The organism is Oceaniradius stylonematis (assembly GCF_965223445.1).
GTDB lineage: Bacteria > Pseudomonadota > Alphaproteobacteria > Rhizobiales > Rhizobiaceae > Roseitalea > Roseitalea stylonematis.
Genome location: NZ_OZ244994.1, coordinates 1,453,662 through 1,467,568, shown reverse-complemented (window position 1 = coordinate 1,467,568; position 13,907 = coordinate 1,453,662). Strand labels below are relative to the sequence as shown.

Sequence of the window (13,907 nt, the reverse complement as noted above, 5' to 3'; positions counted from 1 at the left end):
GCCGAAAAGGGCTGGCGTCACACGCAATAGTTTCCTGGCGCAGTGGCGCCAGATGAAGGCAGCGAAAACATGCCGAATGCAGGAAACTACGACTACATCATTGTTGGCGCCGGGTCAGCGGGTTGCGTGCTCGCGAACCGCCTGAGTGCCGACCCGAACCTTTCGGTGCTGCTGCTCGAGGCAGGCGGCTGGGATCGCGATCCCATGATCCACATCCCGCTCGGATGGGGAAAGATCCTGACGGAGCGCCGCCACGACTGGATGTACTTTTGCGAACCCGAGCAGAATGTGGGCGGACGCAGCGTCGAGTGCGCGCGCGGAAAGGTGATCGGCGGCTCGTCGTCGACCAATGCGATGGCCTATGTTCGGGGCAATCGCGGGGACTATGATCGCTGGGCCGCCAACGGGCTTGAGGATTGGTCATACGACCGGGTGCTTCCCTATTTCCGGAAGCAGGAACGCTGGGAAGGCGGCGAGAGCCGGTACCGCGGCGGCGCCGGGCCCGTCAGCACCCAGTTCTGCCGCTATCGGGACCCGCTCGTGGAGGCGTTTGCGCAGGCCAGTCGACAGGCGGGCTATCCGCAGACAGACGACTATAATGGCGAGACCCAGGAGGGTTTTGGCCGCCTTCAGATGACCATCTCGAAGGGTCGGCGCTCTTCCACAGCCTCGGCCTATCTTCGCCCTGTCCTGAAACGTTCCAACCTGACCGTGCTGACCGAAGCGACGGCCACGAAAATCCTTTTGAAGGACGGGCGGGCCACCGGCGTGCAGATGCTCCATCGCGGGACGCAAAGAACGGCCGTGGCCCGCAAGGAAGTATTGCTGGCGGGCGGCGTGATCAACACGCCACAACTGCTCATGCTGTCCGGTGTCGGCGCGCCGGACGAACTTTCGGCGCAAGGGATTGCGACGCAGGTCGATCTGCCGGCGGTGGGCAAGAACCTGCAGGACCATGTGTCGGTCATTGTCATGTACAGGCGCCGGACCCCCGGCCCATTCCTCCGAAACATGCGGGCGGACCGGATCGCACTGGATTTCGTCAAGACCTACCTCACCGGTCGCGGCTTCTCCTCGGACGTCCCAGGCGGTGTGGCCGCATTCCTCAGGAGCGGTCCGGATCGGCCACTGCCGGACGTGCAACTGCTTTTCACGGCAGCGCCGCTTGCCGCATGGCCTTATCTCAAGCCGTTCAAGCAGCCGTTCCAGGACGGGTTCGCGACGCGCATCGTGGCAACGCAGCCCAAGAGCCGGGGCTCGGTCAGGCTCGCCTCGTCCGATCCGCTTGCCGCGCCCCTGATCCACCAGAACTTTCTGGCCCATCCCGACGACTGGCAATCGCTTCGCGCGGGTTTTCGCGTGGCAAGGAACCTCGCGGCACAGCCCGCCATGGAGCCCTTCATCGAGGCGGAATTCTTTCCCGGACCCGATTGCCAGAGCGATGACGAGATCGACGAGCACATTCGCCAGACCTGCATCACCGTGCATCACCCGGCCGGCACCTGCCGGATGGGCAGCGATCCGGCCTCGGTTGTCGATCCGGCCCTGCGCGTCCGCGGCGTCGATGGATTGCGGGTCGTCGATGCGTCCGTGATGCCCGATCTGGTCTGCGGAAACATCAATGCCGCGGTCATCATGATCGCCGAGAAGGCCGCCGACCTCATCTCGACGGAACAGACAAGCAGGATAGCGGCATGATCAAGCATGTAGCGATCATCGGTCTTGGAACCATGGGGCCCGGCATGGCCGCGCGTCTCGCAAGGGGCGGCATCGCGGTGACGGCTCACGACATTGCACCCGAGGCGATCGAGCGCGCGGGCGTGATGCTGAAAGCCGCAGAGACCGTTCTGGACGCGCTGGGCATGCCGTCGACGGATGGGAGCGCCACGGTCCGCTTTGTCGAAACGATAGAGAGTGCCGTGGCGGATGCCGATCTGGTCATCGAGAATGTGCCGGAAAGCACCGCCGTCAAGGCAGACGTCTATCGCACGATCGACGGCCTGATCGGGCAGGACACGATTGTCGCCTCGGACACGTCGGGCATTCCCATCACCAAGCTACAGGCGCATATCTCCAATCCGGCGCGCATGGTGGGCATGCACTGGTCCAACCCGCCGCATATCATTCCGATGATCGAGGTCATCGGCGGCGAACAGACGGCGCCGGAAACCGTTAAGACCATCAGGGACTTCATCCGGTCGCTGGGACTGCTGCCGGTTCTGGTCAAAAAGGACGTACCCGGCTTTGTCGAAAACCGGGTTCTGTATGCGCTGCTGCGCGAGGTCGTGGACCTTGTCGAACGCGGCGTGATCGAGCCCGAGGATATCGACACCTGCGTGTCGTGGGGCATCGGCTACAAGCTGGCGGTGATCGGGCCGATGGCGTTGCTCGATATGGCCGGCATGGACATCTATCACTCGGTCTCTTCCTTTCTCAACGAAGACCTCGCCGACCGCAAGGACGTGGCGCCGCTCGTTGCAAGGCAGATCGCCGACGGCAAGCTTGGCATCAAGTCGGGCGAGGGGATTTACGCCTACACTCCCGAACGCATTGCCGAACTTCAACGTGAGCGTGCACGCAAGCTGGTCGCGATCCGCCGCATCATCGAGGAGGACGGCTAAGATCATGGCCGCTCATCCGACACAGTGCCGAACCGTAATGGCCGCCTGCGCGAGCGGATTGGTCCGGTGTCATGTCCGGGAGAACGGCACATGAGCGCAAACGGCATCTTTCGGCTTGAAGCCCTGGCCGTCCGGCTCATCGGGATGCTGCTCGGCCTCGGCATGATCGTCATGGTCGCGGTCAACGTCGCCAACGCGGTGGGACGCTATAGCGGTCTGTTCGCGCTGGTCGGCGCCGACGAACTGCTGGTCTACGGCATGATCTGGATCGTCATGCTGGGCGCCATCCTGGCCGCGCGGGATCGCAGCCACCTGTCGATCAACCTGCTGCCTTCGGCGGTGTCGGGACGATCCGCCACGGCACTGCAAATCGGTATCGGCCTGGTGACCGTCGCCGTCTGCGCCTTCGTGGCCTGGCAGAGTTTTGATTTTGTCCAACGCATCGCCAGCCTCAACCAGGCAAGCATGGGACTGGGCATCCCGATGGTCGTTCCGCACTCGGCCATTCTCGTGGGTTTCGGCGGCATCGCCGCGGTGACCGCCGTGTTGACGGCTCTCGATATTGCTCGCTTTGCCAGCGCCGAAGAGGTGTCCGATTGACATGGGTTTTGAGCATCGCCATCGCAATCCTGACCGCGCTTGGCGCGCCGATCTTCGTGGCGCTGCTCGCCGGAGCGTCGCTGGCGCTTTTGCTGTTTCCCGGTCCGCCGCTGATTGCGCTGCACCAGACGATCTTCGGCGGGCTCGATGCCTACGCTCTGTTGTCGGTCCCGTTCTTCGTCTTTGCGGGCGAATTGATGGCGATCAGCGGCATCGCCAATCGGTTGATCGGGTTGGTTCGGGCCTTGTTCGGCCGGGTTCCCGGATCGCTGGGCCTTGCGGCACTGGGCGGCTCGACCCTGATCGGCACGATCTGCGGCTCGTCGGCTGCGGCAGTCGCCGCGGTGGGGCGCAACATTCATCCGCAGCTCATCGACAATGGCTACGGCAAACAGCGGGCGGCCGGTATCATAACCTCGAGCGGCGCGATCGACATCGTCATCCCGCCTTCGATCGCCATGATCCTGTACGGTGCGTCCGCCGAGCAGTCGATCCCGAAGCTCTTCATCGCCGGCATCGTGCCGGGCCTGGTCATCGCGCTGCTGATGGCGGGCTACATATCAACCTCCGCCGCGATCGCGCGCATACCCCGGCAGGCGCGCTTTCAGGCCCAAGCGGCATTCGTCGCTTTCCGGCAGGCCTTCTGGGCCCTCACCATGCCGGTCTTCGTACTGGTGGGGATCTATGCCGGCCTGTTTTCGCCCACCGAAGCGGGTGGTTTTGCCTGCGCCTATGCGCTGTTCCTGGGCTTTGTCGTCTACCGGACCATCACCTTCCCAGCGATGCTGGAGGCCGCGGTCCGCTCGGCCATGATGACGTCGCGAATCATGATGGTGGTGGCTGCCGCCGGGGTCATCAGCTGGATTCTCACCGTCGAGGGCATACCGCAGGCGCTCATTCAGGCGACCGCCGATGCCGGGCTGTCGCCGTTGGGCTTCCTGCTGATCGTCAATCTGTTGCTGCTGGCGATCGGCTGCGTGCTCGACCCCACTTCGGCGATTCTCGTCTTGTCGCCGCTGCTGGTGCCGATCGCCATCTCGCTGGGCATCGATCCCATCCATTTCGGCGTGGTGATGACCGTCAACCTGGCCATCGGCATGTTCACGCCGCCCTTCGGGTTGAACATCTTCGTCGCGCAGTCCGTTCTGGGAGCACGCACGGCCGACATTTATCGCGGCGTTTTGCCGTTCGTCGCGGTCCAGATCTGCGCACTCGCCTTCATCACCCTCATCCCCGGCCTGTCGCTCTGGCTGGTCGACAGCATGTCCTGACCGCGTGAACCCGATTGGAAGCAACCCACCATGACCAAGTCGATCGAAACAGAGGAGTAACCGGACAATGACCGTTCAAACAGCACGCCGAAACCTGATGGGATGTCTCGCCGGCGCCGCGCTTGCGCTTTCCCTGCCTCTGGCTGGAACGGCACAGGCACAGGACACGATGAAGCTGGCTTCCGCCACGATCAACGATGTCCAGCATGAGTGGCAGAAGGAGTTCCAGAAAGAGATGGAAGCCCGCGTCGGCGATGCGCTGACGGTGGAGATCTACCCCGCCTCGCAGCTCGGCGCGATCCCGCGCATGGCCGAAGGCGTTCTTCTGGGCACGATCGAGGCCTTCACCACGCCGACGGCCTTTGTCACCAATGTTGATCCGCGCTTCCAGGCATTCGATATGCCCGGACTGTTCAGCGATGCCGATGAAGTGAGCGCGGTGATCCACGATCCCGAGTTCCGCGACTATTTGGAGACGCTCTTTCTGGACAAGGGCCTGCGCATTGTCGGGGCGATCTACAACTCGCCCGTCCTGATGCTGAGCCGGGAGCCGGTCACCACGCTCGACGGGTTCGACGGCCTCAAGGTCCGGACCTTTGCCTCGCCGCTGCAGATGCAACCGATGTCTGCGATCGGCGCCAACCCGACGCCGCTGGCATTGTCCGAAGTGATCCCGCAGCTTCAGTCCGGCGGGATAGACGGCATGCTGGCCGGAATGCCGATCCTTACGGCCTTCAAGTTCTACGACACGGCCGTGAACGTCACGGACATCAACATGAGCCAGATCGTGTCGGTGACCGTCGTCAACGAGACCTGGTTCCAATCGCAATCCGACGATGTGAAGACGGCGATCCTGGAAGCGGGACGCGCCGCCGAGGAAACCGTCTTTCCCTGGGGCGTTGCCAATGTCGAACGCGCAAATGGCGCCTGGCTGGAGAACGGCGGCACGATCCACATGCTGCCGGCTGACGAGAAGGCCGAGCTTCAGGAGACCTTCGCCAGGGTCGGCAATGAAATCATCGACAGTCAGCCGGATGTGGCCGAGGTGCGCGACCGGATTGCGGCAAGGCTCAAGGAGGTCCGGGGCGAGTGACCCGTCTAACCGTCCAGCGCGTCGCAACGCAGTCCCTGGTCATCGCGGGCATGGCAGGCGAAGTGAAACGCTGCCTGCGACCCGCCCGCCGCCATCGGCAGTTTGAGCCGCGTGCGGGCAGTGCCGCTGGCACACCAAACCGCTTCCACCGGCATCCGGTCTCCGATCGTGTTGAGAAGGTTGAGAGCGCCCGTCTGCCTGTCGTGCCACAGCGTCAGCGTCAGTTCACCGCCCGGGGCTATGCGGCCGAGTTCATCGGAATACCAGTGTGCCAGCGACGCCTGGCAATCGATCGGAGCGCCGGTTTCGTTGGCAACAGACACCTCGACCGGGTCGGCCCCTTCGGTGCCCCGAACAATGCCCGAGTAAGGCACGTAAGTGCCGCTGCCGGCCGCTGCCGGGAGCGTTGAGAACCCACCAACCAAAGCAAGGAGGACAAGACCGCTCTTAACGATGCCCGTCGCCAGACGGAACAACGCAATCCACTCAGGGAGTATCATCATGAGGAACCTATTCTTTTCTACCGCGCTCGGCTTGGCGCTCGTCACCTCGGCGGCCAATGCTGCCGACGTCGATACCATAGCGGTCCTGACGCCGGAACAGGGCAGCGACTTCGGCTGGAACCAACAAGGCGTCGACGCCGCGCGGGCCGCCGCGGCGGCCGCCGGTGTCGAGATCATCGTCGCCGAAGGGCTCGGCTATGGCGATGTCCGCGCGCCGATGCGCGAACTGGCGGCCGATGGTGCCGATCTGTTGATCGCCCATGCCAGCGGATACAACACAGCAGGCCCCGAGATCGCAGAAGAGACGGGCGTCCCGGTGGCGATCGTCGACAGCCCCGACGCGCTGAAGGCCGGTCTTGTGGCCGACTACACGCTGTCCGGCCATGAAGGCGCTTACCTGGCTGGACGGCTGGCGGCCAAGATGACGACGACGGGCACCGTCGGCATCGTCGTTTCGGGCGAGCCGCCATCGTGGAACTCGCAGTCCGCAGGCTTCGCGGCAGGCGTGCGCGCGGAGAACCCTGACGTCAACATCCTCTATTCGGTGATCGGACCGGCGGCCTATTCCGATGCTGCCGGCGGCAACCGCGTGACCACTTCGGTCATCGCCGCGGGCGCCGACATCATCTTCGGGCAGGGCAACGGGTCGAGCTTCGGCATGATCCAGGCGGTCGAATCGAACCAGGCCACTGACGGGTCGGACGTGCTGTTCATCGACGTGATCGGCGACAAGTCCGAACTCGACACCGGCCACCTGCTGACGTCGGTCGTCTGGGACATGACCCCGGTCTATTCCGCGATGATCGAGGACCTGAAGAACGACACGTTCGGCACCCGCAGCTACTCGATCAGCCTGGCCGATGATTCCGTCAAGCTGCTCAAGACCCCGCAGGTGGACGATGAGGCGTGGAATGCGGTGATGGAGCTGCGCGATCAGATCCTGTCCGGCGACATCACGGTTGAAGCGATGTTCGATGCGGAGGATGTGCGCGCGATGGTCACGGTGGCCGAATGAGCACATCCGTGGCAATGGCAACGGAAACCGCAAACGACCTGCCCCCGGTACCGGGGGCAGGTGTGATCGGCGTGCATCGGGTAACCAAGCGTTTCCCCGGCGTGACTGCGGTCGATGATGTATCGCTCACGATTCACCCCGGCGAAGTGCATGTCCTGCTGGGCGAGAACGGTGCGGGCAAGTCCACGCTGGTGGGCATTCTTGCGGGTCTGCAGGAGCCGGACGAAGGCTATCTCTCCGTCGATGGCAATCGGACGCGGCTCGCCAGTCCTTCGGCCAGCCTGAACGCCGGGATCAGCACGGTGTTCCAGCATTCGATGCTCGTGCCGACCCTGACGGTGCTGGAAAATCTCACGCTGGGAGCGCCCTGGTATGAGCGGCCGCCGCGTGCGCGCATCGAAGCGCGCATGGCCGAACTGAAGCGCGAGTTTTCGCTGTCCCTGCCGCTCGACGCCGTCACGGGCGACCTGTCGCTGGGTCAGCAGCAGCAGATCGAGATCGCCCGCGCACTCTTGCGTGACAGCAAGGTGCTGATTCTTGACGAAGCGACCTCAATGCTCACCCCGCAGGGCGCGCAAGAGCTTGGCGCCAGGATGCAGAAACTGGTGAAGGGCGGTCTGGCGGTGATCTTCATCACCCACAAGCTCGCCGAGGCCTACCAGTTCGGCGACCGGATTTCCGTCCTCAAGCAGGGCGCGCTGGCCGGAGAAATGGGCCCCGAACAACTCAAATCCATGACAGAGAAGCAGGCGGTGGACGAGATCGTGCGCCTGATGTTCGGCCGCGAGGATGGCGCAACCTCGACCGAGCATCGGCAGAGCACCGCACGGGCGGAGACGCTGCTCCGGATCGAGCAACTGGCGACCGAAGGTGACGCCGACGTGGTGGGCCTTGAGAACGTGTCGCTGGCGCTGAAAGCGGGTGAAATTCTCGGCATCGCGGGGATTGACGGCAACGGACAAAAACAACTGGCGGAGGCGGTGGCAGGCCAACGCCCCGTTTCAGCGGGGCGCGTGGAATTCGACGGCATCGACATTACGCGCGCCACCGTCGCGCAGCGGCGCGAGATCGGGCTGCGATACCTGACGGACGATCGTCTCGAGGAAGGCTCGGTCGGTGCATTCCCGGTCTCCGAGAACACGGTACTCAAGGACGTGGGCCGCCCGCCCTTCTGGGTGAACGGCATCGAGCGACCGGCACGCATTGCACAGCACGCGCGCGACCTGATCGCCAGATTTTCGGTTTACACCCCGAGCGAAACCACGCCGATCGGCCGCCTTTCCGGCGGCAACATCCAGAAGGTCCTGCTTGGCCGCGAGCTTTCGGGCGAAGCGCGCGCGGTGGTCTTCAACAAGCCGACATACGGGCTTGACCTTCAAAACATCGATGCCTCACGCCAGCGCATCTCCGAGATCGCGGCACAGGGCATGGGGGTGGTGCTGATTTCCACCGACCTCGATGAGTTGATGGCTCTGTCGGATCGCATCGCGGTCATCGAGGGCGGCCGCATTCGCGGCGTCGTCGACAATGATGGTGGCGGCGAAGCGCTGCGCCTGCGCATCGGCAGGATGATGGCGGGCGCCGAAGAGCACATGGAGACAATGGAGTAAGCATGGTGGACGATGCGACCCCCGCCGCCGAGAACCCGGACGCCGAAGCGGCCCGAGCCGCGCCATTGGCGTGGCGCGGTTCCATGAAGCGGTTCCTGACGCTGACCGCCGGACCCATCGTTGCGGCTTTCGTCCTGTCGGCGGTCATTCTGCTTCTGGTGGGCGTCAACCCGTTGACCTATTACGGATACATTCTCGAGCGGTCGCTCTTCTCCGGACTGGGGTTGGAGCAGACGGCGACGCGAATGGCGCCACTGTTATTCCTTTGCGCCAGTCTGATCGTCGCGTTCCGCGCGGGGATATGGAACCTGGGCACCGACGGCCAGTTTCTGCTCGGTGCGGTCGTCGCGGCCGCCATCGCGCCGCTCCTGGTGAGCGTACTGCCGGGCTGGGCGGTGCTGCTGACGGGATTCGTGCTGGCGATGATCGCCGGCGGCCTGTGGTCGATCGTTCCGGCGCTCCTGAAGGCCTATCAGGGCGTCAACGAGATCATCACCACGCTCATGATGTCCTTTCTTGGCGTGCTGCTGGCGTCAACGCTCGTCAAGCTGGTCTTTCGCGACCCTGAAACCACCGTGCCGCAAACCCGCACATTGCCGGTCGAAGACAGGCTGCCGCGACTGTTTGACACGTCGATCTCAAGCGGGCTGATCTGGGGGCTGGTCGCTGTACTCGCCGTTCATCTGATGATGACCCGCACGGCCTTCGGCATGAAGCTCCGGATGGTTGGCGCCAATCCTGCCGCCGCCAGCCATGCGGGCCTGTCGGTGCCGCTCCTGACCATGGCCACGTTCGCGCTTTCGGCAGGTTTTGCCGGCCTTTCAGGCGCCTCCGAGATTCTGGGCGTGGCAGGCAATGTGCGCGCCGACTGGAATCCGGCCTACGGTCTGATGGTGATACCGCTCGTCTTTCTCGCGCGCTTCCATGGCGTCGGATCGATCGTGCTGGTGTTCTTTTATTCGGCCCTGCTGATCGGCAGCGAAAGCGCCGCGCGCCGCCTGGGCGTGCCGCAAGACTTCACGCTCGTGCTGGTGGCCAGCCTGCTGATCTGCCTGGGTCTTGGGGAATACATCGACTATCGCAAGCAGAAGCAGGAGCGCTGAGATGGGCGGATTGCTGACCGAGGCGTTCCTTTCGTCGCTTCTGACCGGGGCCATCGTCGCCGCAGTCCCGATCCTGCTGGCCGGGCTCGGCGAGCAGATGTCGGAAAAGGCCGGCGTACTCAATGTCGGGATCGAGGGCATGATGCTAATGGGGGCCTATACGGGTTTCCTCGTGGCCTTCCAGACCAGTTCGCTTTGGCTGGGGTTCCTGGGCGGAATCCTTGGCGGCTTGCTGACGGCTCTGGTCATGGCGATCCTGTGCGTGCGGATGGGTCTGAACCAGATCGTCATCGGCATCGGACTGACTTTGGGTGCCGAGGGCCTGACGGCGCTGCTGCACCATTTCCAGTTCTCGCGCAGCTATCCCCGGCTGCCCGCGCCCGAGCGTCTCGACATCCCGGGCCTGACGGATCTGCCGGTGATCGGGCCGTCGCTCTTCGGGCGTCATCCGATCGTCTATTTCGCCCTGCTTGCCGTCGTGGTTCTGGCCCTTTTGTACCGGCGCACCAATCTCGGCATGACCCTGCGGGCGGCCGGCGAACGGCCCGCTGCCCTGGACGTGGCCGGAGGCAACGTTGTCGGCATCCGGCTGGCTGCCGTGCTCTTCACCGGCGCGATGGCTGGCCTGGGTGGCGCTTACCTCGCCAACATCGCAGCGGGCTTGTTCATCCCCTTTATGACGGGCGGGGCCGGCTTTATCGGCATCGTGCTGGCCATGCTGGCGCGGGGGCGTCCGCTCTGGGTTCTGATCGGCGCGCTGATCTTCGGCGCGGCGCTTTCGCTGACCACCGCTTTGCAGGTTGCCGGATCGACCATGCCCACCGAGGTGATCCAGATGCTGCCCTTTGCGGCCGTGATGCTGGTCCTCGTCCTCTTCGGGCGCCGGGCGAAACTGCCGTCGGCACTCGCCGTATCTTACGAACGCGGCGCTCGCTAGCGGGCACCGAACCATCCCGGTGCGCGCAAAACGTGCCGGACAACAGGAAGGAGAAGTCACATGCCAGATACCAAGGTCTACCTGCTTGATGGCGGCACGCTGGTGCTGGACGGGTTTCACATCTGGTGGAACAAGGGACCGGGAGGAGAGGTTCGCTTCCCCGTCTATTCGGTGCTCGTCGATCATCCGCAAGGCAAGTTCCTGATCGACACCGGCTACGACTACGACCATGTGCAGAAGGTGCTGCCGTTCGAGAAGCCGCAGCAGACAGAGCAGCAGACCATCCCCGGCGCGCTCAAACTGCTCGGATTGGAGCCCAAGGACATCGACGTCCTGTTCAATTCGCATTTCCATTTCGACCATGTGGGCGGCAACAAGTTTTTCCCCGACGTCAAGAAGATCTGCCACAAGGATGAGATGCCGCAGGCGGCCAACTGCCAGTCCTTCGAAGTGCTCGGCTATTCCGATCTGGCTTTCTCCACCGAGGTGGCCGAAGCGCGCGGCATGACCGATCAGCTCGATGCCGGCCAGACAGCCGGCAACACCAGTTTCGAGTTCGTCGAGGGCGATGTGGAACTCGCGCCGGGGGTGACGCTGATTTACACGCCGGGCCACACGGTCGGGCATTATTCCCTGCTGGTCGAGTTCGACACGCGCCGTCCGCTGCTGCTGACGCTCGATGCCGCCTATACCCGCAAGAACTATGAAAACGACATCAATGCCGGGTTCCACATCGACCCTGTGGCGGGCGTGGAATCGATGCGCCGTCTCAAAAAGATCGAAGAGGACAAGAACGCCGAGGTGCTGTTCAGCCACGATCCGGAGAGCTTCAAGGAATATCGGACCGGCGTGAATTTCTACGGCTGAGGAGGGGAATTGCATGATGTATGATGAGTCAAGGGCGCCAGTCTTCACACTGACGTCCGGGCCCGTGGACGCCTACCCGGAAGTATTGCGCGCGCTCGGACGGACGGTGCTGTACGACTACGATCCGGCGTTCCAGGCGTTCTATGAGAACGTTGCGCTGAAGGCGCAAAAGGCGATGAGGACCGGCGCTCCGCCGCTGATACTGCAGGGCGAGCCGGTGATGGCGCTCGAAGGCGCTGCCGCCTCTCTCATCGCCAGGGAGGATGTGGTTCTCAACCTGGCCTCCGGGGTCTACGGCAAGGGTTTTGGCTATTGGGCGGCACGCTATGCCAAGAAGGTCGAAGAGATCGAGGTGCCCTATGACAGTGCCATCGATCCCGAACAGGTGCGTGCCTTCCTCAAGGCGCATCCGGAGATCGCGGTTGTCTGCGTCTGTCACCACGACACGCCATCGGGCACGCTGAACGACATCGAAGCGATTGGCGCGATCGCGGCGGAGGCGGGCGCATTGCTGCTTGTCGATGCGGTTTCCTCCTGGGCCGGTATGCCCACAAGCGCGGCCGCCAGCCAGGCTGCGGTTTATGTCACCGGACCGAACAAGTGCCTCGGCTGCCCGCCCGCGCTGTCGCTGGTCGCGGTCTCGGACGCTGCCTGGGCCAAGATCGAGGCAAATCCCGACGCTCCCTTCGCCTCAATGCTCAGCTTCACCGACTGGAGGCATGCGTGGAAGAAGACCGAACCGTTTCCCTTCACGCCATCGGTGTCGGAGATCAACGGACTGGACGCGGCCCTCGATCGCTACCTTGAGGAAGGACCGGAAGCGGTATGGGCGCGTCATGCGCTTACCGCCCGGATCTGCCGTGAAGGGATCAAGGCCATGGGCATCGAGCTTTGGCCGATACGTGAAGAGATCGCTTCGCCCACAACCACGGCGGTTCGGATGCCCGAAGGCATCGACGCCGGCACGGTGCTGGCGGCAGCGCGTGCGCGCTACGGCGTGTCCATGTCCGCGGGCCGTTCCGAAACGCTCGGGAAACTGGTGCGGATCGGCCATATGGGGCCCACCGCCCAGCCGGTCTACGCCTTGGTCGCGATCGCCGCGATAGGCGGGGCGCTGAAGTCCGCGGGCGCGCAGGTGGACGTGCCGGCGGGACTGGCGGCGGCGCAGGCCGTCTGGGACGCGGCAATCGATCAATGATGCCGGTGACGGCAAACAGGGAAAGGAATGCGAGATGAGTACAAGTCTTAAGGGCAAGACCGCCGTCGTGACCGGTGCCGCACAGGGTATCGGCAAGGCAATCGCCAGGGCGCTTGCGGAGGCCGGGGCGAAGGTGGTGATCTCCGACATCAATGGCGAAGGCGCAAAGTCGGCGGCAGCCGAGATCGGGCATGGCGCCAAGGGTGTGGCCTGCGATGTCACCGACGTAGAACAGGTCAACACGATGCTGGAGGACGCCGCCGAGGATGGTGCGATCGACATCCTCGTCAACAACGCCTCCATCGTTCCCTTCATCGCATGGGACGATGTGGATCTCGCCCATTGGCGGCAGATCGTGGACACCAACCTGACCAGCGTCTTCATCGCCAGCCGCAAGGCCACCGACATGATGCGCGCGGCCGGGCGCAAGGGCACGGTGCTCAATATCGGCTCCAACGCCTTTTATGCGGGCACGCCCAACATGTCCGCCTATGTCGCAGCCAAGGGCGGCGTGGTCGGCTTTACCCGTGCCCTGGCCACTGAACTTGGAAAGGACGGGATCAGGGTCAACGCGGTGATGCCGGGTCTGACCGAGTCCGACGGGGTGAAGGCCAGCCCTCATAATGAAGCCTTCGGCTTTGTCGAGATGCTTCAGGCGATGCCCGGCAAGGGTCAGCCAGAGGATATCGCCAAGGTCGTTGCGTTCCTCGTCTCCGACGATGCCGGCTGGATGACCGGTCAATGCGTCAATGTCGATGCCGGGATGGTCCGTCTTTAGCGGCGCAACCCGGTTCGAGCGGCCGGGTCCGATAGCGCATCGCATCCCGGAAGCCTCGGTACATCGCGTGGCCCGGCGGATAACAGTCGCGTCCGCCGGGCTTGCCAAGTCGGGCTTGCCAAGCCGGGTTTCGGGCGTGATGGAGGGTCGCCGGGAAAAGGCTCGGCAGGCCGTGCCGTTCGCCGCTTCGCCAACACATCGGCCGGACGCCATGGCTTCATCTCAAGCCTTGGTCCCAAAGAAAAAACCATTGATATCGCCGGTTGCATCTCCCGCGCCAACTGGCCGTGACCATTTGCTGGTGCCGGCAG

13 protein-coding genes are annotated in these 13,907 nt (G+C 63.9%); 12 read left to right on the top strand and 1 reads right to left on the bottom strand.

Annotated features, from left to right (window positions below; genetic code table 11):
* The first annotated feature begins 69 nt into the window (after window positions 1-69).
* From ACOQOU_RS07275 to ACOQOU_RS07255, 5 genes are all read left to right on the top strand, one after another.
* Window positions 70-1,698: a GMC family oxidoreductase gene (locus tag ACOQOU_RS07275; RefSeq protein ID WP_306024957.1), complete on the top strand. Its 1,629-nt coding sequence runs from the start codon at window positions 70-72 to the stop codon at window positions 1,696-1,698.
* Window positions 1,695-2,621 (top strand): 5-formyl-3-hydroxy-2-methylpyridine 4-carboxylate 5-dehydrogenase, encoded by a 927-nt coding sequence (fhmpcd1, locus tag ACOQOU_RS07270; protein ID WP_109765364.1) that lies wholly within the window; start codon window positions 1,695-1,697, stop codon window positions 2,619-2,621. Before ACOQOU_RS07275 ends, fhmpcd1 begins: the two co-directional genes overlap by 4 nt.
* 90 nt (window positions 2,622-2,711) lie before the next feature.
* Window positions 2,712-3,221 (top strand): TRAP transporter small permease, encoded by a 510-nt coding sequence (locus tag ACOQOU_RS07265; protein ID WP_109765362.1) that lies wholly within the window; start codon window positions 2,712-2,714, stop codon window positions 3,219-3,221.
* Window positions 3,218-4,492, top strand: coding sequence for a TRAP transporter large permease (locus tag ACOQOU_RS07260; protein ID WP_109765360.1), 1,275 nt, complete (start codon window positions 3,218-3,220; stop codon window positions 4,490-4,492). The genes ACOQOU_RS07265 and ACOQOU_RS07260 overlap by 4 nt, the downstream gene beginning before the upstream one ends.
* Window positions 4,493-4,559: 67 nt before the next feature.
* Entirely contained in the window at window positions 4,560-5,585 is a 1,026-nt protein-coding gene (locus ACOQOU_RS07255) for a TRAP transporter substrate-binding protein (protein WP_245412812.1), read from the top strand.
* 5 nt (window positions 5,586-5,590) lie between these two features.
* Here the strand turns inward: ACOQOU_RS07255 and ACOQOU_RS07250 are convergent, their stop codons facing one another.
* Entirely contained in the window at window positions 5,591-6,088 is a 498-nt protein-coding gene (locus tag ACOQOU_RS07250; protein WP_120222679.1) for a hypothetical protein, read from the bottom strand.
* Here ACOQOU_RS07250 and ACOQOU_RS07245 point away from each other — a divergent pair.
* The 7 genes from ACOQOU_RS07245 to pldH are packed head-to-tail and all read left to right on the top strand — an operon-like array spanning window position 6,087 to window position 13,596.
* Window positions 6,087-7,103: a putative B6 ABC transporter substrate-binding protein gene (locus tag ACOQOU_RS07245; protein WP_109765354.1), complete on the top strand. Its 1,017-nt coding sequence runs from the start codon at window positions 6,087-6,089 to the stop codon at window positions 7,101-7,103. The genes ACOQOU_RS07250 and ACOQOU_RS07245 overlap by 2 nt on opposite strands.
* Entirely contained in the window at window positions 7,100-8,713 is a 1,614-nt protein-coding gene (locus tag ACOQOU_RS07240; protein ID WP_245412813.1) for a putative B6 ABC transporter ATP-binding protein, read from the top strand. The genes ACOQOU_RS07245 and ACOQOU_RS07240 overlap by 4 nt, the downstream gene beginning before the upstream one ends.
* A gap of 2 nt (window positions 8,714-8,715) precedes the next feature.
* A complete protein-coding gene (locus tag ACOQOU_RS07235; protein ID WP_109765353.1) occupies window positions 8,716-9,816 on the top strand; it encodes a putative B6 ABC transporter permease subunit 2 in 1,101 nt (366 codons plus the stop codon).
* A gap of 1 nt (window position 9,817) precedes the next feature.
* The gene (locus ACOQOU_RS07230; RefSeq protein ID WP_306024958.1) at window positions 9,818-10,753 is read left to right on the top strand and encodes a putative B6 ABC transporter permease subunit 1; all 936 of its coding nucleotides are present in this window, start codon (window positions 9,818-9,820) and stop codon (window positions 10,751-10,753) included.
* Window positions 10,754-10,813: 60 nt separating this feature from the next.
* On the top strand, window positions 10,814-11,620 hold the full coding sequence (gene pldA, locus ACOQOU_RS07225; RefSeq protein WP_109765349.1) for a 4-pyridoxolactonase: 807 nt from the start codon (window positions 10,814-10,816) through the stop codon (window positions 11,618-11,620).
* Between the two features lie 13 nt (window positions 11,621-11,633).
* A complete protein-coding gene (gene ppaT, locus ACOQOU_RS07220; RefSeq protein ID WP_306024959.1) occupies window positions 11,634-12,818 on the top strand; it encodes a pyridoxamine--pyruvate transaminase in 1,185 nt (394 codons plus the stop codon).
* 34 nt (window positions 12,819-12,852) lie between these two features.
* Window positions 12,853-13,596, top strand: a complete 744-nt coding sequence (gene pldH / locus ACOQOU_RS07215; RefSeq protein WP_109765345.1) for a pyridoxal 4-dehydrogenase, SDR-type — start codon at window positions 12,853-12,855, stop codon at window positions 13,594-13,596.
* Window positions 13,597-13,907: the final 311 nt, after the last annotated feature.